Source organism: Amycolatopsis sp. A133 (genome assembly GCF_031082405.1).
GTDB lineage: Bacteria > Actinomycetota > Actinomycetes > Mycobacteriales > Pseudonocardiaceae > Amycolatopsis.
Genome location: NZ_JAVHJU010000004.1, coordinates 75,662 through 99,357 on the forward strand (window position 1 = coordinate 75,662; position 23,696 = coordinate 99,357).

General features: G+C 72.3%; 21 protein-coding genes and 1 pseudogene. 15 read left to right on the forward strand and 7 right to left on the reverse strand.

The genetic code is table 11. The features are described 5' to 3' along the window. Positions 1 to 2: 2 nt before the first annotated feature. Positions 3 to 2,834: an AAA family ATPase gene (locus tag Q5425_RS04740; protein WP_308670847.1), complete on the reverse strand. Its 2,832-nt coding sequence runs from the start codon at positions 2,832 to 2,834 to the stop codon at positions 3 to 5. A gap of 948 nt (positions 2,835 to 3,782) precedes the next feature. Between Q5425_RS04740 and Q5425_RS04745 the strand changes: the two genes are divergently transcribed. Beyond that, positions 3,783 to 4,724 carry an ABC transporter substrate-binding protein gene (locus Q5425_RS04745; RefSeq protein WP_308670848.1) on the forward strand — a complete coding sequence of 314 codons (942 nt, stop codon included), beginning with the start codon at positions 3,783 to 3,785 and terminating at the stop codon, positions 4,722 to 4,724. A gap of 96 nt (positions 4,725 to 4,820) precedes the next feature. Here the strand turns inward: Q5425_RS04745 and Q5425_RS04750 are convergent, their stop codons facing one another. Together Q5425_RS04750 and Q5425_RS04755 are read right to left on the reverse strand one after the other, a co-directional pair. Next, on the reverse strand, positions 4,821 to 5,510 hold the full coding sequence (locus tag Q5425_RS04750) for a TIGR03943 family putative permease subunit (RefSeq protein ID WP_308670849.1): 690 nt from the start codon (positions 5,508 to 5,510) through the stop codon (positions 4,821 to 4,823). Continuing rightward, positions 5,507 to 6,538: a permease gene (locus Q5425_RS04755; RefSeq protein WP_308670850.1), complete on the reverse strand. Its 1,032-nt coding sequence runs from the start codon at positions 6,536 to 6,538 to the stop codon at positions 5,507 to 5,509. The genes Q5425_RS04750 and Q5425_RS04755 overlap by 4 nt, the downstream gene beginning before the upstream one ends. Here Q5425_RS04755 and Q5425_RS04760 point away from each other — a divergent pair. The 4 genes and pseudogenes from Q5425_RS04760 to Q5425_RS04775 all read left to right on the forward strand — a co-directional run bounded on the left by Q5425_RS04760 (position 6,528) and on the right by Q5425_RS04775 (position 9,145). Beyond that, positions 6,528 to 7,418 (forward strand): zf-HC2 domain-containing protein, encoded by an 891-nt coding sequence (locus tag Q5425_RS04760; RefSeq protein ID WP_308670851.1) that lies wholly within the window; start codon positions 6,528 to 6,530, stop codon positions 7,416 to 7,418. The genes Q5425_RS04755 and Q5425_RS04760 overlap by 11 nt on opposite strands. A 166-nt stretch (positions 7,419 to 7,584) precedes the next feature. Next, positions 7,585 to 8,049, forward strand: a complete 465-nt coding sequence (locus Q5425_RS04765) for a hypothetical protein (RefSeq protein WP_308670852.1) — start codon at positions 7,585 to 7,587, stop codon at positions 8,047 to 8,049. Positions 8,050 to 8,138: 89 nt separating this feature from the next. Then, positions 8,139 to 8,662 (forward strand): annotated as a pseudogene (locus Q5425_RS04770) (RNA polymerase sigma factor). An 18-nt stretch (positions 8,663 to 8,680) separates the two neighbouring features. Further along, positions 8,681 to 9,145, forward strand: coding sequence for a peroxiredoxin family protein (locus Q5425_RS04775; RefSeq protein ID WP_308670853.1), 465 nt, complete (start codon positions 8,681 to 8,683; stop codon positions 9,143 to 9,145). A gap of 14 nt (positions 9,146 to 9,159) precedes the next feature. Here Q5425_RS04775 and Q5425_RS04780 read toward each other — a convergent pair whose 3' ends face one another. Together Q5425_RS04780 and Q5425_RS04785 are read right to left on the reverse strand one after the other, a co-directional pair. Next, positions 9,160 to 9,999 carry an LLM class F420-dependent oxidoreductase gene (locus Q5425_RS04780; RefSeq protein WP_308670854.1) on the reverse strand — a complete coding sequence of 280 codons (840 nt, stop codon included), beginning with the start codon at positions 9,997 to 9,999 and terminating at the stop codon, positions 9,160 to 9,162. 41 nt (positions 10,000 to 10,040) lie between these two features. Further along, positions 10,041 to 10,619, reverse strand: a complete 579-nt coding sequence (locus Q5425_RS04785) for a DinB family protein (RefSeq protein WP_308670855.1) — start codon at positions 10,617 to 10,619, stop codon at positions 10,041 to 10,043. A 75-nt stretch (positions 10,620 to 10,694) separates the two neighbouring features. On the opposite strand from Q5425_RS04785, the gene ligA reads away from it, so the two are divergent. The 10 genes from ligA (at position 10,695) to Q5425_RS04835 (ending at position 22,077) form a co-directional block, all read left to right on the forward strand. Then, positions 10,695 to 12,686, forward strand: a complete 1,992-nt coding sequence (gene ligA / locus Q5425_RS04790) for an NAD-dependent DNA ligase LigA (protein ID WP_308670856.1) — start codon at positions 10,695 to 10,697, stop codon at positions 12,684 to 12,686. 103 nt (positions 12,687 to 12,789) lie between these two features. Next, a complete protein-coding gene (locus Q5425_RS04795) occupies positions 12,790 to 13,230 on the forward strand; it encodes a hypothetical protein (RefSeq protein WP_308670857.1) in 441 nt (146 codons plus the stop codon). Between the two features lie 248 nt (positions 13,231 to 13,478). After that, complete coding sequence (fabG, locus tag Q5425_RS04800) at positions 13,479 to 14,240, forward strand: 3-oxoacyl-ACP reductase FabG (RefSeq protein WP_308670858.1); 762 nt, start codon at positions 13,479 to 13,481, stop codon at positions 14,238 to 14,240. 5 nt (positions 14,241 to 14,245) lie between these two features. Next, positions 14,246 to 14,698 carry a MaoC family dehydratase gene (locus tag Q5425_RS04805; RefSeq protein ID WP_308670859.1) on the forward strand — a complete coding sequence of 151 codons (453 nt, stop codon included), beginning with the start codon at positions 14,246 to 14,248 and terminating at the stop codon, positions 14,696 to 14,698. A 145-nt stretch (positions 14,699 to 14,843) separates the two neighbouring features. Then, the gene (locus Q5425_RS04810; protein ID WP_308670860.1) at positions 14,844 to 15,869 is read left to right on the forward strand and encodes a phosphotransferase family protein; all 1,026 of its coding nucleotides are present in this window, start codon (positions 14,844 to 14,846) and stop codon (positions 15,867 to 15,869) included. After that, entirely contained in the window at positions 15,870 to 17,123 is a 1,254-nt protein-coding gene (locus Q5425_RS04815) for an acyl-CoA dehydrogenase family protein (protein WP_308670861.1), read from the forward strand. Further along, positions 17,120 to 18,304 (forward strand): acyl-CoA dehydrogenase family protein, encoded by a 1,185-nt coding sequence (locus Q5425_RS04820; protein ID WP_308670862.1) that lies wholly within the window; start codon positions 17,120 to 17,122, stop codon positions 18,302 to 18,304. The genes Q5425_RS04815 and Q5425_RS04820 overlap by 4 nt, the downstream gene beginning before the upstream one ends. Beyond that, positions 18,301 to 19,407: an acyl-CoA dehydrogenase family protein gene (locus Q5425_RS04825; RefSeq protein WP_308670863.1), complete on the forward strand. Its 1,107-nt coding sequence runs from the start codon at positions 18,301 to 18,303 to the stop codon at positions 19,405 to 19,407. Before Q5425_RS04820 ends, Q5425_RS04825 begins: the two co-directional genes overlap by 4 nt. A gap of 138 nt (positions 19,408 to 19,545) precedes the next feature. Beyond that, positions 19,546 to 21,060, forward strand: coding sequence for a hypothetical protein (locus tag Q5425_RS04830; RefSeq protein ID WP_308670864.1), 1,515 nt, complete (start codon positions 19,546 to 19,548; stop codon positions 21,058 to 21,060). Between the two features lie 138 nt (positions 21,061 to 21,198). After that, positions 21,199 to 22,077 (forward strand): alpha/beta hydrolase, encoded by an 879-nt coding sequence (locus tag Q5425_RS04835; RefSeq protein ID WP_308670865.1) that lies wholly within the window; start codon positions 21,199 to 21,201, stop codon positions 22,075 to 22,077. Here Q5425_RS04835 and Q5425_RS04840 read toward each other — a convergent pair. Both Q5425_RS04840 and Q5425_RS04845 read right to left on the reverse strand, forming a co-directional pair. Beyond that, positions 22,074 to 22,700, reverse strand: coding sequence for a TetR/AcrR family transcriptional regulator (locus tag Q5425_RS04840; RefSeq protein ID WP_308670866.1), 627 nt, complete (start codon positions 22,698 to 22,700; stop codon positions 22,074 to 22,076). The genes Q5425_RS04835 and Q5425_RS04840 overlap by 4 nt on opposite strands. 14 nt (positions 22,701 to 22,714) lie before the next feature. Beyond that, complete coding sequence (locus Q5425_RS04845; protein WP_308670867.1) at positions 22,715 to 23,695, reverse strand: phosphotriesterase-related protein; 981 nt, start codon at positions 23,693 to 23,695, stop codon at positions 22,715 to 22,717. Position 23,696: the final 1 nt, after the last annotated feature.

The following is a 23,696-nucleotide window of genomic DNA, read 5'->3' on the forward strand; positions in this document are numbered from 1 at the left end:
GCTCAGCCGGACGCGGACTGGTGGCGGGCGGCTTCCCGGGCGATGTCGATGCGCGAATGGACGTCGAGCTTGGTCAGGATGTGCGACACGTGCGTGCCGACCGTGCGCGGGGACAGGTAGAGGCGGGCCGCGATCTGGGGGTTCGACAGGCCCTCGACCACGAGCGCGGCGATCCTGCTCTCGGTCGGGGTGAGACTGTCCCAGCCGTGCGTGGCCTGGCGGTGCTTCACCGTCGGGCCACGCCGGATGCCGAACGCCCGGAACAGGGCGCGCAGCCGCGCCACGTCCCACTGCGCGTCCAGCTCCGTGTACAGGTCGATGGCGTGGGTGAAAGCGGCCCGCGCCGACCCGCGGTCTTCGGCGTGGGCTTCGGCGAAGGCGATCGCGGCCGCTTCCAGTGCCTTGGCCCGGGAGAGCGGCCGGCCCGCGTCGCGGTAGCCGTCGGCGGCTCGCAGCAACGTCGCCGCGTCCCGCTCGAGCAGGCCGCGGCAGTACAGGGCCAGCGCGCGGCGGTGCGGCACGGCGGACTCGGCGGCGATCGCGCGCACCCGGGCCTCGATCTCCGCCACGGTCTGCACGTCGCCGAGCGTCGCGGCCAGCCGGGCGGCGTCGCCCAGCAGCTCCTCCCCCGCGTCGTCGCCGGCCGGCACGGCGGTCAGCACGGCGAGCGCCCGATCCGGCGCGCCGGCGTGCTCGAAAGCGAGACTGCGGGCCCGCACGAGGGATTCCACGACCTGGTCGCCGATGCGTTCCGACTGCAGCGCCGCGAAGTCGAGGTGCCGGCGGGCCGCGGCCGTCTCGCCGCGGTGGAAGTGGATGATCGCGGCGACGCCGTGGTCGCAGCACACCACGCCCGGGTCCTTGCGGTCGTCGGAGACGACGTCCACCTCGGCCAGCGCGTCGTCCCACCGGCCGGCGCCCAGCAGCAGCTGCCCGATCGCGCTCTGGACCTGGGTCAGCCGCGCGACGCTGCCGGTGCGGTCGGCCAGCTCGCGCGCCTGCCCGGCGGCGGTGAGCGCGTCGGTGTAGCGGTCGAGCGCGCCGAAGGTGACCGACTGGTTGATGCGCAGCAGCAGGGTGAGGTCGATCAGCGTGGGATCGCCCCGCACGATGGCCATCGCCCGCTCGAACAGCGGCAGCGCGGCGGCCCATTCGCCCCGGGTCATCGCGCCCTGGCTCAGCACGTGCAGCGCCCACCCGGTCGCCCAGCGGTCTTCGGCTTCACCGAGCTCCGCCAGCGCCGCGGAGGCGGCCCGCCCCGCCGAGTCGACCTCGCCGAGGTCCCGGCGCGTCCGCGCGATGAGCACGAGCAGCCGGGCCCGGTGCCGGGCCTGCAGCCCCGGCTGGCCCAGCGCCTCGTTCAGCGCGGCGAGGGACTCGGCCGAGCGGCCGGTCGCCCCGCGGCACTGGACGATCGTCGTGTGCAGGTCGACGCGCACGTCGGGATCGCGGACGCGGTCCAGTGCGCGGCAGGCGATCCGCTCGGCCTGGGCCACGTTGCCCACCCGGTAGTACGCATCGGCCAGCCGGCAGGCCAGCGCGCCGGTCACGGCGTCGTCGAGCGGCGCGTCCCGCACCGCCCGGCGCAGCAGCGCGACGGCGACCACGGGGGCCTGGCCGATCAACGGCATGGCCACGTCGAGCAGCCACCGGACGGCCCAGGGCGGCACCGGCACCCGGCTGTCCGTCGTCGACACCATGGGCAGCAGCTGCCGCGCGACCCGCTCGACCGGGGCGTGCGCCTCGGCCAGCGCCGACGCGGCGGCCTGGTGCCAGGCGACCCGGACCGCCGTCGGCATCTCGTCGTACAACGCCCGGCGGATCAACGGGTGCCGGAACGCCAGGTCGTCGTCCAGGGCCACCAGCACCCCGGCGGCACGTGCCTCGTCGAGGGCGGGCAGCAGCTCGTGGAGCGAGCGGTTCGTCACGGTCGCCAGGTCCGCGACCGAGAAACCGTCCCCGAGCAGCGCCGCCGCCCGCAGCACGGACCGGGCCGCCTCGGACAGGAAACCCAGCCGGTCGGCGATCGCCTCCGGCAGGGAGTCCGGCGTGGCCGTGCCGGTCAGCTCCACGATGCCCGCGGTGTCGACCTCCAGGCACGAGCTCCTGCTCAGCGCGTCGACGAGTTCGGTGAGGTACAACGGGTTCCCGGCCGCGCCGGCGGCCAGCTCCTCCAGCCGGGCGCCCGGCTTGCCGCCGGCCAGTGCGGCCACCAGCTCGAGCACCGCCGGTTCGGCCAGCCTGCCCAGCCGCAGCCGCTCGGACGGCCGGACGATCCGGAAGAGCGTCCGCAGGTCGTCGCGGCGCGGCACCGGGCGCATCACGCCGATCAGGAGCAGCGGGAGCTGCCGGACCGAGCGGGCGAGCCTGCTCCACACCGCCACCGTCGTGCTGTCGGCCCACTGCAGCTCGTCGACGACCAGCACGGCCGGTCCGTCCTGGCAGAGCTGGTCCACCAGTGCGATCAGCTGCTCGGCGGCCGCGGCGGCGAGGTCGGCGCCCTTGCCCGCGACGGCGTCGCCGCCCAGCAGCTCGGAAACGGCGTCACGCCGGGGGTCCCGCGTGACCGGCGTGATCTCCAGGGCGTCCAGGAGCGGCAGCAGCGGCAGCGCCTGCCCGAGTTCGTCGCCGGCTCCCCAGTACACCTGGCAGCCCTCTTCGGCGGCGGTGACGCAGGCGGCCCGGACCAGCGCGGACTTGCCGATCCCCGGTTCGCCGTCCACCAGCACGGCCTGGCCGCGGCCCGCGACGACGTCACGGATCCAGGCGGCCAGCCGGGACAGCTCGCCATCCCGGCCGACCAGCAGCTCGGTACCGTCCGTGAGCGGTCGCACACGAAGATAATAGAAGTAAAACCGGTTCCCCAACAAGAGGTATACTTGGCAAACCCGGATCGTCGGCCGGAGTTGGCCGGGACTTCCCCTCCGGGAAATACCCCATTCGACAAATGCGCCGATTCGTGACCCGGGCGTGATTCCCCGCCCCGGCATCGGCGGTCCGGCCACCAGGGCCGGCGGGCGTGGCCCGGCCGGACGGAGCGAGGCCCGGCCCCGGGTGGCCCGGCGAATTTTTCGTTGCGGATCAAGGGAAGCCGTCACATCCACGGCCGGAGCCCGGGCCGCTCCACGCCCGCGAACAAGGCGTTCGACGTTTTCGACGACGCCGCGTCCACCGTAAATAGACTCCAGCCGGTCCGGTTTCGATTTGCGGTAAGGCGCCGCGTTCACCGCCGCGGAATGTCGCCGCCGATCCGTTGTTTTCCGCTTCGGCCGAGGCGCTCCGGCCACGTTTTCCGCACTTCACCGGCGGCCCCGGCACCCCCGCCGGGCCGGCCGGGGACCACAGCCCGCGACGGGTCGGGCCACGCGGTCCAGACCACGGCGATCGGCTCGCCCCCGGTCCGCAGGGGCGCCGCACAGGCCGGCCGGGCCGGCCGGAATCCGCGATCCCGGCAGCCCTCCTTTCGCGGATCAGTGGCCTGCAACCTTCCAGCCGAAGTGATTCGTAGAAACATTCCATGATCGGTATTCGAATACAAGATCCTCGATCAAGCATTCGTGCCGCCATTCTGGTGAAATCCTCACCGGGGCCCACACCACGGATTGTCAAGTGTTGACGGGGTCCCTACAGTGTCCTGCCTGACGCCGGCGAATAATTAACGCACCTCCGTTGGATTCGGTACATCAACCGTCACCTCCTTCCAGGAGCAGGCCTTGTTTGGAATCACCAGGCGCAGTGGCCGGGTTCGCGCCCGTCACGTCGCCCTCGCCCTCGCGGCCGTCATGACCGCCACCGGTTGCGGCGCACTCGGTCCGGACGGCTCGAACGCCTCCTCGAGCGGCAGCGGCCTGGAAAAGCCGACGCTGAAGATCTCGATCCTGCCCACCACCGACCTCGCGCCGTTCTGGCTGGCCCAGGACAGCGGCTACTTCAAGGACGAGGGCCTCACGGTCGAATCGGTCGTCGCGTCCAGCGGCCAGGCCTCGTTGGCGAAATCGATCTCGGGCGACGCCGACATCGCGTTTTCGACCTATCCGCCGTTCTTCACCGCGAAGAGCACCGGCGCCGCCGACATGCAGCTGGTGGCCGACGCGACGTCGGTCAACGCGAAGTCGAATGCGATCGTCACGGTGCCGAATTCACCGGTGAAAACAATCTTCGACCTGGCGGGCAAGAAGATCGCCATCACGGCCAAGAACACGGCTTCGGATCTGCTGACCCGCTCGGTGATGCAGGATCACAACGTCGATTTCGGCAAGGTGAAATGGGTGCTGATCCAGCTGCCCAACATCGCCGCGGCGCTGCAGCAGGGCCAGGCCGACGCCGCGTACCTGCCGGAGCCGTACATCACGCAGGCCGCCCAGACGGCCGGCGCGATCCCCGTGATCGACATCAACACGGGCGCAACCCAGGACTTCCCGCTGACCGGCTACGGCGCGACGACGAAGTGGGTCCGCGAGAACCCGAAGACGCTGTCCGCGTTCCAGCGGGCGATGCAGCGGGCCACCCACGACGCGACGAACGACCGCGCCAAGGTCGAGCCGCTGCTGGTGCGCTTCGCCAAGATCGACGAGGACACGGCGAAGCTGCTGACCCTGCCGGGCTACGGCTCGATCCTGGACGCCCGCCGCCTGCAGCGGGTCCCGGACCTGCTCCTCCAGCTGGGCGCGATCCCGAACCCGATCGACGTGAACTCGATGATCGGCCCGCAGGCGGGAAGGTGACGATCGGCTCGGCCGCCCGGTGGGTGGCCGAGCCGGGGATCGCCCGCCGGCGCGCGTTCGGCTACCACGGCGTGGCCGCAACCGCCTTGACCACTGCTAACCGAGGCTCTCGTAAGGGTCGGCCGGCGCCGCCACGGGCCGGGCCTGCTCGACCTCGAGGAACGGAACCGCCCCGCCGTTCACCGGATCCTTTGCCTGCTCGGCGGTGTACCTCCCGGTGACCTCGAGCCACGAGTCGGGCTGCAGCACCGGGGGCACCAGCCCCGCCAGGCCGATCTTCACGGGCTGGGCGTCCGCGGCGCAGCAGTTGAGGAGCATGCGGACCAGGTACGGGGCGCCGGCCCGGTCGAACGCGACGAACCCGGTGATCGTCACCGTCCGGCCGGCCAGTGACCGGCCGTGGTCGTAGACCGCGCGGTCCGCGTATCCGATCACCGTCAGGCGGACGGGGTTGCCCTCCGGGAGCGGGGCGACGATCCGCGGTGCCGTCACCGCCGTGCCCGTGCGCATCGCGCTGTAGGAACCCAGTGCCGGAGGTGCGGCCAGGACCAGCGCGAACACCGGCAGCACCAGCAGCCACGAGATCCGGGGGCCCGGCTGCCCCGCCGGGCGGCGCCGCGCGTAGAAGACGGTGGTGATGGCCGCGATCACCAGCACCACCCCGGCCACCAGCACCAAGGGCCGCAGGCCGGCCTTGACGTAGCGCAGGTACAGCCCCGTCACGCCGGCGTGGAGCAGGACGCCGCCGACGAGGAACAGCAGGATCGCCTGCACCGTCCGGTTCACAGCAGCACCGCCCCGGTCAGGACCGCCGTTCCGGCCGCCACGACGAACGTCACCGGGGCGAACCGCAGCGCGAACCCGCGGCCGAACGTGGCGGCCTGCATGCCGAACAGCTTCAGGTCGATCATCGGGCCCACCACCAGGAACGCCAGCCGCGCGGTCGGTGAGAACTGCGTCAGCGACGACGCGACGAACGCGTCGGCCTCCGAGCAGATCGACAGCAGCACCGCGAGCACGGACAGGGCCAGCACCGCCACGACGGGGTGGCCGGCCGCGGCGTACAGCCAGCCCGGCGGCACCACGGCCTTGAGGGTGGCGGCGGCCATCGCGCCGCCGACGAGGAACCCGCCCGCGTGCATGACGTCGTGGCGCACCGATCCCCAGAACGCCTCGGCCTTGCCTTCGCCGTCGCCTTCGCCGTCGCCTTCGCCGTGTCCGTGGGCCCGGGCGCGCAGGCGCAGCCAGTCCGGACGGCCGAGCCGCTGCCACAACCAGCCCATCACGCACGACGCCGCGAGACTCGCCGCGAACCGGGCGACGACCATCCGCGGCTGCCCGGGGAACGCGACCGCCGTCGCGGTCAGCACCACCGGGTTGATCGCCGGCGCCGACAGCAGGAAGGCCACCGCGGCCGAGGGTGTCACGCCGCCGCGCACCAGCGCGCCGGCCACCGGCACCGACGCGCATTCGCAGCCGGGCAGGACGGCCCCGGCCAGCCCGGCGACCGGCACCGCCACCGACGGCCGTTTCGGCAGCACGCGGGCGAAGAACGACGGCGGCACGAAGACGGCGAGCCCGGCCGACAGCAGCACGCCGACGACCAGGAACGGCAGCGCCTGCACGACCACCGCCACGAACACCGTCAGCCAGCTCTGCAGCACCGGCATGGCCAGCAGCCGCCGGACCGGACCCTGCAGCAGGAACCCGGCCAGGAGGACAAGGGTGAGGACGAGGACGGGATCGACGTTCCAGCCGGTTCGCCCGTCCCGGTCACGGCGCCCGGCTCGCCGGCTTTCGTCGATGGCAGTCACCAGCAGCTCTCCCGTGCTTTCCGCTCCGCACCCGTTCCCCCACACGGCCGGCGGACCGGTCCGGTTCACCCGCGGCATCCACAGTGGAGGTTCGCGGCCCGGCGGCCCGATCCGCTGGAACCGGGACGGGCTCGTGGCCGACTACCTGGTCGTGGACTGCGCACTTTTCCGAGAATCGCTCTCGGCCGCGATGGACGGCGAGCCCGGCCCCCTGCCCGGAGCGGAGGTGGACCGCCACCTCGGCGGCTGTGCCGCGTGCCGGGCCTGGCAGGAGGAGGCCACCCGGCTGCGCCGGTCCATGCTGCGCCGGGCGCCGGTGGTGCCCGACCTCACGGCCGCGATCCTCGCCGCGGCGCCACCGCCCGCGCGGGAGAAGTGGACGGCCCGGATCGCGCTGGCGACGGTCGGGCTCGTCCAGTCCGGGCTCGGGTTCGCCGAGTTCCTGCTACCCGGCGGCGGGCACACCGGGCACTCCGGCGGCGTGCCCGCGATCCACTTGGGCAACGAGAGCGCCGCCTGGAACCTGGCGCTCGGGATCGGATTGCTGTGGGCGGCCCTGCACCCCCGGGCCGCCGGCGCCCAGCTGCCCCTGTTCGGCGGCTTCGCCCTGGTGCTCACCGCCGTGTCGGTGGTCGACGCCTCCGGCGGCGAGGTCGGCCCCGGCCGCCTGCTCAGCCACGGCCTGCTGCTGGTCGGCCTGGTCCTGCTGGTCGTGGTCCACCGCGAACACCGCCGCCGGCCCGCGCCCGCACCGCTGACAGCCGGCGCTCTGGACACCGGCGACGACGCGACGCTGCCCGGACCGGACGCCCCGGAGGCACCGGCGCCGGCCCGCCCGCGGTTCCCACGACGGCCCGCCGGGCGGCACCGCGCGGCCTGACCCGCCGGTGGCTCTCGGGCCGCGTCGTTCCCCACCCCCGGAGAGGTCCCGGATCAGCCGGGGCGCGGTCGTCCGTCCCCGCCTCCGGTGACCTTCGGCGGCACCCGGTGCAACCCGGCACGCGGGCCGTCCCGTCCGGGAAGCGACGAGCCAAGGAGGGGCCCCCATGCGCAAGCAGGCCGCCGTTTCGGGCGTGCTGTTCCTCGTTCTTTCCGCCGCCGCGTGCGGCCGCGGCGAGCAGGGGGCCGGCGGCGGGGAGCCGCTGTGCTCCCCCTCGTACGAACCCCGGGAACTCGTCGACCGCGGCCCGCTGTTCCCGGCGCTGCCCTCCCTCCCGGGCCGCACCCCCGCCCCGCCGGACGAACACCGCACCACGGACCCGGCCGCGATCAGGAAGATCGCCGCCGCCGCGTGCTCGCTGCCCACCCCGCCGGGGGACGTGGCCTGCACCCTCGACCTGGGACCGGGCTTCGAGCTGCGGTTCGTCGACGTCCAGGGCCGGACGACGACCCTGACCGCCGCCGGCTACGGCTGCCAGTTCGTCGAAGGCCTGGGCGCCCGCCGGTACCGCGCGAAGCCCCTTTGGGACGCACTGACCGCGGCGGGGCTCCCGGCACCGCACCCCCGCTGAACCGCGGCCGCCCCGGCCGCGGGACGGCGGTGAATCCTTTGGCGGTGCCGTCCCCTCTTATGGGTGTCACGTCGAGAGGGAGAGGTGCGATGGGGTGGGTCAGCGAGCAGCTCGTGGAAGCCGCGCAGGGCGGGGACCGGAGTCGATCACGGCGGTGGTGCACGGGGCCCATCCGCACGTGCGGCGCTTCGCCGACCACCTCTGCGCGTCGCCGCAGGACGCCGAAGACGCGGCGCAGGAGGCCCTGATCGTCCTCTACCGCAAGATCGGCTCGCTGCGGGCCGCGGCGGCGCTGGCCTCCTGGATGTTCCGGATCGTGCGGAACGAGTGCCTGCGCCGCGCCCGGCGCCTGCTCGACGACGGCGCCGAGCCCGGCCTCGCGGCGTCGGCCGAGGACGAGGTCCTCAGGCGCCTCGAAGCCGAGCGCGTCGCCGAAGCCATCCGGGCGCTGCCGGACGTCCAGCGCCGGGTCCTGATCATGCGTGACGTCCTGGGGCACCCGGGACGAGCGGTCGCCGACGCGCTCGGGCTGAGCACCGCGGCGATGAAGTCCCACCTGCACCGGGCCCGGACGGCCGTCCGGGCCCGGCTGCACGGCTCTCCCACCGTCTGAACCACGAAAGGAACCCTCGTGCTCGAAGCCGGATCACCCGCACCGGAGCTGGTGCTGGAAGACACCGACGGGCAGACCGTCCGCCTCGCCGACCACCGGGGCCGGCACGCGGTGCTGCTCTACTTCATGCGGTCGACGACGTGCCCGGTCTGCCGCCGGCACGTCCGCGCCCTCGCCGAGGACGCCGCGCTGCCGGCGGCCGGGGTCCGGGTCCTGATCGCCGTCCCCGAGGACCGCGCGACGGCGGCCGCGTGGCGGGCGAAGCACCGGATCCCGTTCCCGGTCCTCACCGGCCGTCGCGGCTCGCCCCACGAGCTGGTCGGGCTCAGCCGCACGGTCTTCGGCGCGCTGCAGCGGTCCGGCAGCATCCTCGTCGACGTCCACGGCGTGGTCCGCCACGCGCACGGCGCGGCCCTGCCCACCGGCAGCTACGACTCCGGCGGCATCGCCGCGGCCGTCGCCGCGCTGGGGGCGCCGGCCTGAACCCGGCCGCGGGGTCAGCGCAGCGGCTCGAGCGCCTTCGCCAGCGGCTCCAGCACGGCCGGGGTGTGCGGCGGCGGCAGGTAGACGATCGCCAGGTCCACGCCGGCTTCGCCGAGTGCCTCGGCTTCGGCGGCGACCTTCGTGTAGTCGAGGTCCGGCTCGAGGCGCACGTGCGAGGACAGCGTGATCTCGGCCGGGTCGCGGCCGACGTCCGCGCAGTGGCGGTGCAGCACGTCACGCTTGCGGGCGAACTCCTCGGGCGTGCCGCCGACGAAGTTCCAGTGCTGGGCGTACTTCGCGGCCGTGCGCAGGGTGCGCTTCTCGCCGCTCCCGCCGATGCAGATCGGCGGGTGCGGCCGCTGCACGCCCTTCGGCTCGCAGCGGGCGTCGGTCAGCTGGTAGTGCTCGCCGCGGAAGGTCGTGGTCTCCTGCGTCAGCAGCCCGACGAGGACCTCGCAGGCTTCCTCGAACCGGTCGCTGCGCGCCTTGATCGAGCCCAGCTCCATGCCGTAGGCGCCCGACTCCTCCTCGTTCCAGCCCGCGCCGACGCCGATCTCCAGCCGCCCGCCGGAGACGATGTCGAGCGTCGCGGCCATGTTCGCCAGCAGCGCGGGGTGGCGGTAGTGGATGCCGCTGACCAAGGTGCCGAGCCGCAGCCGCTTGGTCGCCTGGGCGAGCGCGGTGAGCGTCACCCAGCCCTCCAGGCACGGGCCGGTCGAATCGGAGAAAATGGGATAGAAGTGGTCGAAGGTCCAGCCGGACTCGAACAGCTCGATTTCGTCCGCGGCCTGCCACACGGCGAGCATGCCGGCCCATTCGGTGTTCTGGGGCGAAGTCTTGATGGCGAATCGCATGATCTTGATCGTAAACCCGCAGTTCCTCCAGCACACCGGGTTCACTGGCCGAGGCGGCCGTCGATCCGTTCGCGCAGGAGGTCGACGTGCCCGAGGTGGCGGGCGTATTCCTCGATCAGGCCGACGAGCGCCTCGCGCAGCGAAATCGGCCCGCCGCCGCTGCCGTGGCGGTTCGCCGGGTCTTCGGCACCGACGTCGAGGCTCGGTGCTTCGGCCACGAACCGCGTCGCGAAGTCCGCCTCCGCCCGCCACGCCGCCCACGCCTGCGCCACGACCGCCGGATCCGCCACGGCGCCGTCGAAATCGGCGTCGCGGTCGGCGCCGGTGCAGTAGAGCCGGGGGACGTCCTGGCCCGCCAGCAGCACCCGGAAGGTCGCCCGCTCCACCTCGGCCAGGTGCCGGACCAGGCCGAGCAGCGACATCGTCGACGGCTCCACCGCCCGCTTCGCCATCGCCTCGGCGTCGAGACCGGCGCACTTCAGCTCCAGCGTGAGGCGCAGGCAGCGCAGGGATTCGGCGAGCGTGATGCGCTCGTCGCCGAGGCGCACCCGGTGCTCGCGCGGGTCGTCGGGCGACGGCCTGCCGTCGGCGGTGAACATGTCGGCTCGTCGGGTCGCCATGGCCGTCATCGTCGGCGACCCGCGGAACCGGCGGCAAGCGGTTTTTGTCGGTGGTGCCCGGTAACGTCCTCGGGCGTGGACGCTCAGGAACGCATTCAGGAACTCGCCGACCGCATCACGGTGCTGCGCGACGCCTACTACCGCGGCTCGCCGCTGGTGGCCGACGCGGAGTACGACGCGGTCGAGGACGAGCTGCGGAGCCTGATCGGCGCGCACCCGGCGTTCACGCCCGACCCGAACCCCCTCGACCAGGTCGGCGCGCCGGCGGTGCTGCACGCGCCGATCCGGCACTCGCGCCCGATGCTGTCGCTGGAGAAGGCGACCAAGCCCGAGCAGGTCGCGGCCTTCTTCGACCGCTTCCCCGGCCAGCCGGTGGTCGTCATGCCGAAGCTGGACGGGCTGTCGCTGGCCGTCGTCTACGAGAACGGGCGCCTGGCCCGGGCGGTCACCCGCGGGGACGGCACGACCGGCGACGACGTCACGGTGCTGGTGCGGGCGCTGACCGACGGGATCCCGGAGCAGGTCGGCGCGCCGGGCCGGGTCGAGGTCCGCGGCGAGGCCGTCATGCTGCGCTCCACGTTCGCCGCCTACAACACCGCCCACCCGGACAAGCCGCTGATCAACCCGCGCAACGCCGCCGCGGGCACCCTGCGCGCCAAGGATCCCGCCACCGTCGCCGAGCGGCGCCTGCGGTTCTTCGCCTTCGACCTGTACACCGAGCCCGACAGCGCGGAGACCGACCTCGGCCGGGCGCTGCACACGCTCGGTTTCACCGCGGCCGACATGCGCCGCTGCGCCGACGCCGCCGAGGCGCAGAGCGTGATCGGCGAGATCGAGCGGCAGCGCAACGAGCTGGACTACGACCTCGACGGTGCCGTGCTGCGGCTGGCGAGCCGGGACGCCTACGCGGCGGCCGGCACCCGGTCGAGCTCGCCCCGCGGCGCGCTGGCGTTCAAGTTCGCCGCCGAGGAGAAGACCACCGTGCTGGCCGACGTCGTCTGGGACGTCGGCAAGACGGGCAAGATCGCCCCGGTCGCCTGGCTGGAACCGGTGTTCGTGGGCGGGACCACGGTCACCCGCGCGACGCTGGCCAACCAGGAGGTGATCCGCGCCCGCGGCATCAAGATCGGCGACACCGTGCTGGTGCGCCGCGCCGGTGACGTGATCCCGTTCGTCGCCGGCGTGCTCGACGCCTCGAAGCGCACGGGCGCCGAGCGGGAGATCGTCCCGCCGGACGCGTGCCCGTCGTGCGGGCAGCCGCTGACCGAGCAGGGCAACAGCCGGGAACTGTTCTGCACCAACGTGTCCTGCCCGGCGCAGACCGTGCGCCGGCTGATCCACTGGGCCTCGCGCGCGGCGGCGGACATCGACGCCATCGGCGGCGTGTGGATCGAACGGCTGGCCGAGGCGGGGATCCTGGAGCACCCGTCGGACTTCTACGGGCTGACGAAGGAAAAGCTGCTGGAGTTCGACCGCATCGGCGAGGTCTCGGCGACGCGGATGATCGAGTCGATCGACGCGAGCCGGTCGGTCGGCCTGCGCCGGGCGCTGATCGGGCTGGCCATCCCGATGGCGTCCGAAGGCACGGCCGCCCGCCTGTGCCGGGCCGGGTTCGGCTCCCTGGAAGACGTGGCGGCCGCGGGCGCCGACGGGCTCGTGGCCGTGGAGGACATCGGGCCGAAGGTCGCCGCGTCGCTGATCGAGCACCTCACCCGGCTGCGCCCCGAACTCGAACGCCTGCGGAAAGCGGGCGTCTCGCTGGACGTGCGCGAGGAGGACCTGCCGCCGGTCGTCGCGGCCGGCGCGCCGCTGGCGGGCAAGACGGTGGTGGTCACCGGCGCGATCAGCGACCCCCGCTCCGGCGAGAAGGTCCCCCGCCCGACGTTCCAGCGGCTCTGCGAAAAGGCGGGCGCGACCACGGCCACGTCGGTTTCGGCGAGCACCGACCTGCTCATCACCGGCGCGGACGTCGGGGCGAGCAAGCTGACCAAGGCCGAAAAGCACGGCGTCGAGGTCGTCGACCAGGGCGAGATCTGGCAGCAGCTGATCGCGGCGGGCATCGTGTAGCCGCCGCGGCGTCTCGCTTCCCGGACGCGGGTCACCCGGTCGTGGAAAGCCGCCAAGCGCGACACTGAGCGTGAGTACCCGACTTCGTTCGAAGGGACCCGCGATGACCACGCCCGACCTCATGGTCACCCGCCAGCTCGGGGTGCACGAGTTCCTCACCGCGCGGGGCTGGCACCTCGACGGCGACAGCGATCCGGCCCGCGTCTGGTTCACCAACGACGTGCACGCGGGCTGGCACTACCCCGAAACCTACGGCGGGCTGCCCATCAACGACGTCGGCGACACGACCCCGGTGCGGCTGCAGTGCTACTTCACCTTCGGCAACGAGGGCGACGAGGTCTTCACCGTCGTCCCGGCGGGCAACCTCCGCGGCAGCGGCTGCGCCGAGCACGACACGCGGGAGCGGTTCTTCCCCTTCACCGCCGACGGGGTCGTGGACCTGGACGAGATCGCCGCGCTGCTCGACACCCTCGAGCCGCGCGCGCGGTCCCTCGACCCGCGAGCCCTGATCGAGTGCCGCTACTTCGGCCCCTGCACGCGGTGACGCGGCCGCTGGTCGACGGCCGCGCGGCTGCGGCATGGCGGCAAGCCCCCACGACCACGTGTGACGTTGGCCACTGGCGTCCCGGCGCGGCCCCGGCTTCCTCGGCAAACCGGGCCGGACCACGCGGGATGGCGGAAATCTGCGTACGTTGGCACCGAAATGCGGGCCGCTGGCCGTATCGTCAGTGACCAACCGCTTAGTAGGCTCGCGGGCACGAGCCCGCTTTCTCAACGACGAGGAGGTCCCCTGTGACCGATTCCCCTTCCCGTGTCGCCGTGGTCACCGGTGCCGGCCGCGGCATCGGCGCCGCCGTCGCGGCGCGGCTGGCCGATGACGGCTTCGCCGTCGGGCTGCTGGACCTGGACGAGGCCGGCGTCAAGCAGGGTGCCGAGGCGATCGTCGCCAAGGGCGGCAAGGCCGTCGGTGTCGCGCTGGACGTCAGCGACGCCGAGCAGGTCGAGGCGGCCGTCGCCCGGGTCGCCGACGAGCTCGGCCCGCCGGTCGTGCTGGTCAACAACGCCGGCATCACCCGCGACAACCTGATCTTCAAGATGACCGAGCAGGAGTGGGACTCCGTGCTCGGCGTGCACCTCAAGGGCTCGTTCCTGATGACCCGCGCGGTGCAGAAGCACATGACCGAGCAGAAGTACGGCCGGATCGTCAACCTGTCGAGCACTTCGGCGCTGGGCAACCGCGGCCAGGTCAACTACTCCGCGGCGAAGGCCGGCATGCAGGGGTTCACCAAGACCCTCGCCATCGAGCTGGGCAAGTTCAACGTCACGGCCAACGCCATCGCGCCGGGCTTCATCGCCACCGACATGACCGCGGCGACCGCCGAGCGGCTCGGCATGAGCTTCGAGGACTTCAAGGCGGCGGCCGCGTCGCAGATCCCGGTGCAGCGCGTCGGCACGCCCGAGGACATCGCCAACCTGGCGTCGTACCTGGTCAGCGAGGGGGCCGGGTTCGTCTCGGGCCAGGTCATCTACGTTGCCGGCGGACCGAAGGACTGAGGCCGATGCGGGAGTTCCAGAGCCTCGACGAGTTCGCCGCCGCGGCGGGCGAGCACCTCGGGTACAGCGAGTGGCTGACGATCACCCAGGAACGGGTGAACCAGTTCGCCGACGCCACCGACGACCACCAGTGGATCCACGTCGACGAACCGATGGCGGCCGCGGGCCCGTTCGGCGGCACCATCGCCCACGGTTTCCTGACGCTGTCGCTGCTGTCGGCGTTCGGCCCGAAGATCTACCGGGTCAACGGGATCAAGATGGGTATCAACTACGGCCTCAACAAGGTCCGCTTCCCCCAGCCGGTGAAGGTCGGCTCGAAGGTGCGCGCCGGGGCGGAGCTGCTGGAGATCACCGACATCCCCGGCGGCAAGCAGGCGGTCTCGAGGTGGACGGTCGAAATCGACGGCGAGGCGAAGCCCGCCTGCGTCGCCGAATGGGTGACCCGGTTCCTGGCATGACAGCCGCAAGGGCGGAGCTTTCACGTGAAAGCTCCGCTTTGTGGCGCAAAGTGCAGCTTTCACGTGAAAGCTGCGTCGGCTGACCCCGCTGTACTGCATACCGACTGGTCGGTATGCTCGGCTGGAAGCAGTGTGAGGAGGCTTGATGAGCCGCACCGACCCGCCGGGTCTCGACCTGGGCCGCCTGCGTGCCCACCTGGACGCGCGGCGGCCCGGCCTGGTCGCCGGGGAGCTGACCGCGGACGTCGTGGAAGGCGGCCGGTCGAACCTCACCTACGTGGTGGGCGACGGCCGGTCGCGCTGGGTGGTGCGCCGCCCGCCGCTCGGGCACGTGCTGCCCACCGCGCACGACATGAGCCGCGAGTTCCGGGTGATCTCCGGCCTGCGCGACACCGCCGTGCCGGTGCCCGAAGCGCTGCTGCTGTGCGAGGACGCCGACGTCGTCGGGGCGCCGTTCTACGTGATGAGCTTCGTCGAGGGCACGCCCTACCGGACCGCGGACGAGCTGACCAGGCTCGGCCCGGCCCGCACCCGGGCGATGGCCGATGCGCTGGTCGGCACGCTCGTCGACCTGCACGCGGTCGACCCGGCCGCCGTCGGGCTGGGCGATTTCGGCCGCCCGGAAGGCTTCCTGGAACGGCAGCTGCGGCGCTGGAAGAAGCAGCTCGACGCGTCCCGCAGCCGTGACCTCCCCGGCATCGAAGAGCTGCACGACCGGCTCGCGGCGGCGGTGCCGGTGTCCGGCGAGCCGTCCATCGTCCACGGGGACTACCGCCTGGACAACGTGCTGGTCGACGGCGAAGACCGGATCTCGGCGGTGCTCGACTGGGAGATGTCGACCCTGGGCGACCCGCTGACCGACCTCGCGCTGCTGGTGGCCTACGCCGAGCGCGACAAGGTGTCGCTGCCGTTCGTGTCCAACGCCAGCTCGGCCCCGGGCTACCCGGCCACCGACGAGGTCGTCGCCCGCTACGCGGAACTCTCCGGGCGGGACGTCTCGCAGCTGAACTGGTACGTCAGCTTCGCGTTCTTCAAACTGGCCGTGATCCTGGAAGGCATCCACTACCGCTTCGGCAAGGGCCAGACGGTCGGGGCGGGCTTCGAAGGCGTCGGGGCCGGGGTCGTGCCGCTCATCGCGCACGGCAACGAGATTCTCAAAGAGGAGAAGTAAATGGACTTCGCGTTCGACGAGAAGACCGAGGAGCTGCGCGGGCAGCTCCTCGAGTTCATGGACTCGCACGTCTACCCCGCCGAGCCGGTGTTCGAGCGGCAGCTCGCCGAACGCGACGACCCGTGGGCCATCCCGCCGGTCGTCGAGGAGCTCAAGGCCGAGGCCCGCAAACGCGGCCTGTGGAACTTCTTCCTCCCCGGCGACCGCAGTGTTGGTGCCTCCAATGCCGGCAGGCATGGGCAGGGGCTGACGAACCTGCAGTACGCCCCGCTGGCCGAAATCACCGGCCGCAGCATCCGGCTGGCGCCGACCGCCGTCAACTGCGCGGCCCCGGACACCGGGAACATGGAAGTGCTGGCCATGTTCGGCAACGACGACCAGAAGAAGCAGTGGCTGGAACCGCTGCTGAACGGGGAAATCCGCTCGGCGTTCGCGATGACCGAGCCGGACGTCGCCTCCTCCGACGCCCGCAACATCGAGACCTCGATCCGGCGTGACGGCGACGAGTACGTGGTCAACGGCCGCAAGTGGTACATCTCCGGGGCGATGAACCCCGCCTGCAAGATCTTCATCGTCATGGGCAAGACCGACCCCGAAGCCGCGCCGCACAAGCAGCAGAGCATGATCCTGGTCCCGCGCGACACGCCGGGCCTGACGGTCAAGCGGGGCATGCACGTCTTCGGCTACGACGACAGCGACCACGGCGGGCACGCCGAGGTGCTCTTCGAGGACGTCCGCGTGCCGGTGGAGAACCTCGTCGCCGGCGAGGGCGACGGGTTCGCCATCGCCCAGGCCCGCCTCGGCCCCGGCCGCATCCACCACTGCATGCGCGCCATCGGCATGGCCGAGCGGGCACTGGAGCTCATGTGCCGCCGGGCGATCTCGCGGGAGGCGTTCGGCAAGCCGATCGCCCAGCAGGGTGTGGTGCAGGACTGGATCGCCGAATCGCGCGTGAAGATCGAGCAGCAGCGGCTGCTGGTGCTCAAGACCGCGTGGCTGATGGACACCGTCGGCAACCAGGGCGCGCACACCGAGATCCAGGCGATCAAGATCTCCACCCCGAGCGCCGTCGAGTGGATCCTCGACAAGGCCGTGCAGGTGCACGGCGCGGGCGGCGTCAGCCAGGACTTCCCGCTGGCCGCCATGTGGGCGGGCAACCGCACCCTGCGCCTGGCCGACGGGCCGGACGAGGTCCACAAGCGCTCGCTGGCCCGGCGTGAACTGAAGAAGTACCTCTCGGAGGGCGCGAAGTGACTGTCACCGCCGAAGACCTGACCCGCCAGGCGACCGAGTTCCTGGCTTCGCACGACCCGAAGACGACCGACCCGCTGGAGTTCCTGCGGGCCCGGTTCGACGCCGGTCTCGCCTGGATCCACTTCCCCGCCGGGCTCGGCGGGCAGAACGCGCCGCGCGCGCTGCAGTCCGCTGTGGACAGTGTGTTCACGGAGGCGGGCGCGCCGGACAACAACCCGCGTCGGATCGGCATCGGCCTCGGCATGGCCGCGCCGACCATCCTCGCCTTCGGCACACCGGAGCAGCGCGAGCGCTTCCTGCGTCCACTGTGGACCGGCGAGGAGGTGTGGTGCCAGCTGTTCTCCGAGCCCGGCGCCGGTTCCGACCTCGCCGCGCTCGGCACCCGGGCCGTCCGCGACGGTGACGACTGGATCGTCACCGGCCAGAAGGTGTGGACCTCCGGCGCGCACGAGTCGCAGTGGGCGATCCTGGTCACCCGCACCGACCCGGACGTGCCGAAGCACCAGGGCATGACGTACTTCCTGTGCGACATGACCGCCCCCGGCGTCGAGGTCCGGCCGCTGCGCCAGATCACCGGCGAGGCCGAGTTCAACGAGGTGTTCCTGACCGGCGTGCGGATCCCGGACACCCAGCGCCTCGGCGCGGTCGGCGAGGGCTGGAAGGTCGCGCAGACCACGCTGATGAACGAGCGCGTCGCGATCGGCGGGTTCGTCCAGCCGCGCGAAGGCGGCCTGATCGGGATCGTCGCGAAGACCTGGCGCGAGCGGCCCGAGCTGCGCACGCCGGAGCTGCGCGACCGCCTCGTCCAGCACTGGGTCGAGGCGGAGACGCTGCGGCTGGCCGGCACCCGGCTGCGCCAGCAGCTGACGGCGGGCGCGCCGGGGCCGGAGGGTTCGGCCATGAAGGTCGCCTTCTCGGAACTGAACCAGGCGCTCACCGGCTTGGAGGTCGAACTGCTCGGCGAAGAGGGCCTGGCCTACGACGACTGGACGTTCCGGCGCCCGGCGATCGTCGACTTCACCGGCCGCGAAGCCGGTTACCGCTACCTGCGCGCGAAGGGCAACTCCATCGAGGGCGGCACCTCGGAGGTCCTGCGCAACATCATCGCCGAGCGCGTGCTGGGGCTGCCCTCGGAGCCGCGCGTCGACAAGGACGTCGCCTGGAAGGACCTCCCCCGATGAGTCAAACCCCGCGTGATCTGCTGTATTCCGACGTCGAGGAAGATCTGCGCGCCTCGGTCCGCGACCTGCTCAAGGACAAGGCCGGCCCCGAGGCGCTGCTGGCGCGGGTCGAGACGGCGGAGGGCTACGACTTGAAGCTGTGGCGCACGCTGGCCGACGAGGTGGGCGTGGCCGGGCTGGCCGTGCCGGAGGAGCTGGGCGGCCACGGCGCGTCGGCCCGCGAAGTCGCCGTCGTGGCCGAAGAACTCGGCCGCAGCGTCGCCCCGGTGCCGTTCCTCGGCAGCGTCGTGCTGGCGACGACGGCACTGGTGCACGCCGGCGCGCGCGACTTCGTCGGCCGGCTCGCGGCGGGCCAGGCGATCGGCGCGCTGGCCGTGCCGCTGTCGACGGCGCCGGGCGCGGGCTTCCCGTCGTCGGTGACGGCGAACCCGGACGGCACGCTCACCGGCCGGGTCGGCACGGTCGCCGACGCGTCGGTGGCGGACCTGCTGGTCGTGCCGGCCGCCGGCCCGGACGGCCCCGGGCTGTACGTGGTCGAGGCGACGGCGGCGACGGTGTCGGAACTGGTGTCGTTCGACCTGACGCGCCGCGTGGCCGACGTGGAGCTCTCGAACGCGGCCGCGGTGCTCGTGGCGTCGGGCCCGGAGGCGGCTTCGGCGCTGGAGAACGCCTTGCTGTTCGGGGCGGGCATCCTGGCGTCCGAGCAGACGGGCGTCGCCGAGTGGGCGCTCACCGAGACGGTGGCCTACCTCAAGGGGCGGTACCAGTTCGGCCGCCCGGTCGGCGGGTTCCAGTCGCTCAAGCACCGGCTGGCGAACCTGTACACGAACCTGGTCCTCGCCCGTGCGGCGGCGCGCAACGCCGCGGACGCGCTGGCCACGGGCACCGACGTGCCGATCGCGGTGGCGGTGGCCCAGGCCCGCAACGCGCCGATCGCGGTCAAGGCGACCGAAGAGGCGATCCAGCTGCACGGCGGCATCGGGATGACGTGGGAGCACCCGGCGCACCTGTACCTGAAGCGGGCGAAGGCGGACGAGATCGCCCTCGGCACCCCGGGCCGGCACCGGGCCCGGCTGGCGGACCTGGTCGACCTGCCCGCCTGACCTCCCGGAAACGGCCCGTCCCCGGCCCGGGGACGGGCCGTTCCCGCGTCGCGCAACACATTCGGCCGTGCCGGGCGGAGCGTCGGCTGCCGTACGCTGGCCCGTACGGTGAGGCGATCAGCCGGGAGGTCCGCTCCGATGGCGCAGGCCATTCAGATGCACCTCAACCAGGCCCTGATGCGCATTCCCCGGCGCGCGGAAAGCGCCGACCGGTCGACGCTGGCCGCGACCTACGTCGCCGCGGGATCGTTTTCCGCGATGATCAATTCGGCCGATCACCAGATCCTCTTCGGCCGCCGCGGCACCGGCAAGACCCACGCGTTGCTCCACCTGCAGGAGCTCCTCGAACGCACCGGGGACATCGCGATCTACCTCGACCTGCGGACGATCGGCTCCACGGGCGGCCTCTACGCCAACACCGCGGTGAGCCCGGCCCAGCGCGGCACCCAATTGCTGGTGGACACCCTGGAGGCGGTGCACGACCGGCTTTTCGCCTTCGCCGTCGACGGCAATCCCCCGCACCAGGAAGCCGTGCTGCGCGGGCTCGACGCGCTGGTCTCCGCCGCCACCGAAGTCGAGGTCATCGGCGAAACCGAACAGGAACAGACTTTCGGCGACGCCGTGGAACGGGAAAGCTCGGCGGAATTGTCGATCGCCCCGAAGGGCGGTGCCCGGGCTTCCGCACGGCACCGGACGTCGGCGACGGCGTCGAACCGCCGCAAGCGCACCGGTGTCGAGCAGCACCGCGTGCTGTTCGGCCCGCTGAGCCGCGCCGTCCAGGCGGTGGCCGACGGCGTCCGGCCCGCCCGGCTGTGGCTGCTGCTCGACGAGTGGAGCAGCGTGCCGCTGGACCTGCAGCCGTTCCTGGCGGACCTGCTGCGCCGCAGCGTCCTGCCCGTCCGCGGGGTCACGGTGAAGATCGCCGCCATCGAGCACCGCGCCCGCTTCTTCGTCCCGCTCGACGACGACTACCTGGGCATCGAGGTCGGTTCGGACGCGGCGTCCGCCGTCAGCCTCGACGACGCCCTCGTCTTCGACCAGTCGCCGGAGGAGGCGCAGGCGTTTTTCCGGGAGCTGTTCGCCAGCCACGTCCGGCCGATCCTCGCCTCGATGCTGCGGACGGCGGTGCCCGGCGAGTTCGTCGACGCCGCTTTCCACAGCGGCGCGTTCCCGGAGCTCGTCCGGGCCGCCGAGGGCGTCCCGCGGGACGCGATCAACATCGCGGCCCTGGCCGCCCAGCACGCCCACGGCGGGAGGATCGCCCTGGCGCACGTCCGGCGGGCGGCGCGGGACTGGTACCTGCGGGACAAGCAGTCCGTCATCAGCCGGGACGAGGACGCCGAACGGGTACTGGGGCTGCTGGTCGACGAAGTCGTGGGACGGCGGCGCTGCCGGACGTTCCTCCTGCCCGCCCGCGAGCGCACGGCGGCGATCGACACGCTGTGCGACGCGCGGCTGCTGCACATCCTCCGGCGCGGCGTGGTCGACCCGCGCCGCCCGGGCCGGCTGTACGACGGGTACGCGATCGATTACGGCTGCTACGTCTCCCTGCTCGGCGGCGCGGCCACCGACCCCGCGAAGAACATCCCCGCCGACGTCTTCACGGTCGACAAGGCGGTGGTGGACCTCCAGCGGCTCGACCGGCATTCATGAAGAACATTCAGTTTTGATCGGGGTTTTTGCTCACCTGAGCGAGAATTTTGTGAGCCAGGCCACTTCACGGGCAAAAGGGTGACAAAAATGCCCTTCTTCCCATGGTTCTCGTCGACTCCCGGATCTAACCTGTGCGCCATGGAAACAGCCGTCGCGCCGGCCGACACCGGCGCGCTGGAGCAATTGACCGTCACCGTCGGCGGCCACCACCACAGCGCGCTGGCGGCCGGGCCCGCCTCGGGCGAGCTCGTCCTGCTGCTGCACGGCTGGCCCGAGTTCGCCGACGCCTGGACCGAGCAGCTCCACGCCCTCGGCGAGGCCGGCTACCGCGCGCTGGCGGTCGACCAGCGGGGTTACGCCACCGGCGCGCGCCCGGACGGCGTCGAGCACTACACGCTCGATCACCTGGTCGGCGACGCCTTGGCCTTCGCCGGCAGCCAGGGAGCGGACCGCTTCCACCTGGTGGCGCGGGATTGGGGCGGCATGGTGGCCTGGGTCCTCGCGGCCACCCACCCGGACCGCCTCCGCTCGTTGACGGTGCTGTCCACCCCCCACCCGGCAGCGCTCCAACGAGCGGCGGCCACCGACGACGGCCAGTTCCACGACCTCGGCTACATCCGCTTCTTCCGCCGCGCGGTCGGCCGAGCGGAAAAATACCTCTTACGCGACGAAGCCGCACAATTACGCGCTGTCTACAACAGCCGCATTCCGGAAGCCGTCGTGGAACGCGCGGTGGCCCGTCTTTCCGAACCGGGCGCGCTGACGGCGACGTTGAATTGGTACCGGGGAGCCACGAACGACGAGTTCGACGTCCCGGCGGGCCGCATCAAGGTGCCGACGCTGTACCTGTGGGGCCGCGAGGACCCGTACCTGGGCCAAGGCGCGGCCGAGCAGACGGTCCACCACATCGACGCGGAGTACCGCTTCCAGATCGTCGAGGGCGCCAGCCAGTGGATGGCGATGGAGGCCCCGGACGAGGTCAGCGCGCTGCTGCTGGACCACCTCCGGCGCCACTAGCCCACCGGCGGCCTCAGGGCGTCCAGCAGCAGGTCCGCGTAGTGGTCCCCGATCTGCCGGGCCGTCAGCGACCCGCTCCGCCGGTACCAGGACCCCAGGTGGTGCACCGACCCGAAGAAGAAGTCCACCACCACGTCGGCCGGCTTGTCCGTGCGGAACTCGCCCGAGGCCTGCCCCTCCTCGATCAGCCCGCGGAACCGCTCGTGGTACTTGCGCCGCTCGGCGCGGACCGCTTTCTGCTTGTCCGGGGACAGCTGGTGCATCGACTGCAGGAAGATCGTGTTGTCGTCGAGGTTGTCGATGCTGGACACCACCACGTCGGACGCCGCCGCCGCGAGGCGCTCGCGCAGCGGTGCGCCCGAGGAGGCGACGCTCTCCAGCTGGCGGGTCTGCTCGCGCAGCACCCGGGCGTAGATCTCGTAGAGCAGGTCGTCCTTCGAGCCGAAGTAGTGGTACATCGCGCCCTTGGTGACGCCCGCCGCCTCGACGATCTCCTGGACGGACGTGCGGTCGAAGCCCTTCTTGGCGAACAGCTTCGTGGCGTGCTCCAGCAGCCGCCGGGGAACGGCCGCCTGGTCGTCGCCGGTGGCCTCGCCCGGCTTGCGGGTGCTTGCTCGGGTCACCGCAGTACCCCCTCTCAGGACGCACCAGGATAACGCCACGAGAGGAACCGCCGCGGGTTGTCCACGAGCATGGTCGTGATGTCCGTTTCGGACACGCCGCGCTCCCGCAGCGCGGGCAGGACGTCCCGGGTGATGTGCAGGTAGTGCCAGTTGGGCGCGATTGCGGGCAGCTGCGCCGCGGGGAGCCAGTCGATGTAGCAGGACGCGTCGTGCGAAAGCACCATGCTGCCCGCGTAACCGCGTTCGCACATCGCCGCGACCGTGTTCACCCGCTCCTCGAACGGCAGCAGCAGGTCCAGGCCGAACCGGTCCATCCCGAGCAGCGATCCGCGGTCGGCGAGCTCGGTCAGGTACCCCAGGTCCGTCGAGTCGCCCGAGTGCCCGATGAGCACCCGGGTCAGGTCGACGCCCTCGGACTCGAAGACGGCCTGCTGCTCCAGCCCGCGCCGTGTGCCGGCGTGCGTGTGGGTCATGATCGGCGCGCCCGTCTCGACGTGTGCCTTCGCGACGGCGCGCAGCACGCGCTCGACGCCGGGCGTCACCCCCGGTTCGTCCGTCGCGCACTTGAGCAGCCCCGCTTTGACGCCGGTGCCCGCGATGCCCTCGCGCAGGTCGCCGACGAACATCGCGACCAGCGGGTCCTCGCCCTGCAGCAGCGTGCCGGGCCCGCGGAAGTGCAGGTAGTGCGGCACGTCATTGTAGGTGTAGAGCCCGGTCGCCACGACGATGTGGACCTCGACCTCGGCGGCGACCCGCTGCACGCGCGGGATGTAGCGGCCGAGCCCGATCACCGTCGGGTCGACGATCGTGTCGATCCCGGCGTCCTTCAGCTCCTTCAGCCGCCGGATCGCTTCGGGGACGTGTTCGTCCTCGCGGAACCCGTCGTGTTCGGGGTAGTTGGCGACGAATTCGGGGCTCAGCACGAAGAGGTGCTCGTGCATCAGCACCCGGCCCAGCGCTTCCGGCGCGATGGCGCCGCGGACGGTCTCGACCACC

Bases quoted from the DNA above. Each gene is read 5' to 3' on its own strand.
- Q5425_RS04810 (WP_308670860.1), top strand. From the start codon at position 14,844: ATGAGCCGCACCGACCCGCCGGGTCTCGACCTGGGCCGCCTGCGTGCC.
- Q5425_RS04830 (WP_308670864.1), top strand. From the start codon at position 19,546: ATGGCGCAGGCCATTCAGATGCACCTCAACCAGGCCCTGATGCGCATT.
- Q5425_RS04745 (WP_308670848.1), top strand. From the start codon at position 3,783: ATGACCGCCACCGGTTGCGGCGCACTCGGTCCGGACGGCTCGAACGCC.
- Q5425_RS04825 (WP_308670863.1), top strand. From the start codon at position 18,301: ATGAGTCAAACCCCGCGTGATCTGCTGTATTCCGACGTCGAGGAAGAT.
- Q5425_RS04815 (WP_308670861.1), top strand. From the start codon at position 15,870: ATGGACTTCGCGTTCGACGAGAAGACCGAGGAGCTGCGCGGGCAGCTC.
- Q5425_RS04760 (WP_308670851.1), top strand. From the start codon at position 6,528: ATGGCAGTCACCAGCAGCTCTCCCGTGCTTTCCGCTCCGCACCCGTTC.
- Q5425_RS04805 (WP_308670859.1), top strand. From the start codon at position 14,246: ATGCGGGAGTTCCAGAGCCTCGACGAGTTCGCCGCCGCGGCGGGCGAG.
- Q5425_RS04785 (WP_308670855.1), bottom strand. From the start codon at position 10,619: ATGGCGACCCGACGAGCCGACATGTTCACCGCCGACGGCAGGCCGTCG.
- Q5425_RS04780 (WP_308670854.1), bottom strand. From the start codon at position 9,999: ATGCGATTCGCCATCAAGACTTCGCCCCAGAACACCGAATGGGCCGGC.
- Q5425_RS04795 (WP_308670857.1), top strand. From the start codon at position 12,790: ATGACCACGCCCGACCTCATGGTCACCCGCCAGCTCGGGGTGCACGAG.
- Q5425_RS04835 (WP_308670865.1), top strand. From the start codon at position 21,199: ATGGAAACAGCCGTCGCGCCGGCCGACACCGGCGCGCTGGAGCAATTG.
- Q5425_RS04765 (WP_308670852.1), top strand. From the start codon at position 7,585: ATGCGCAAGCAGGCCGCCGTTTCGGGCGTGCTGTTCCTCGTTCTTTCC.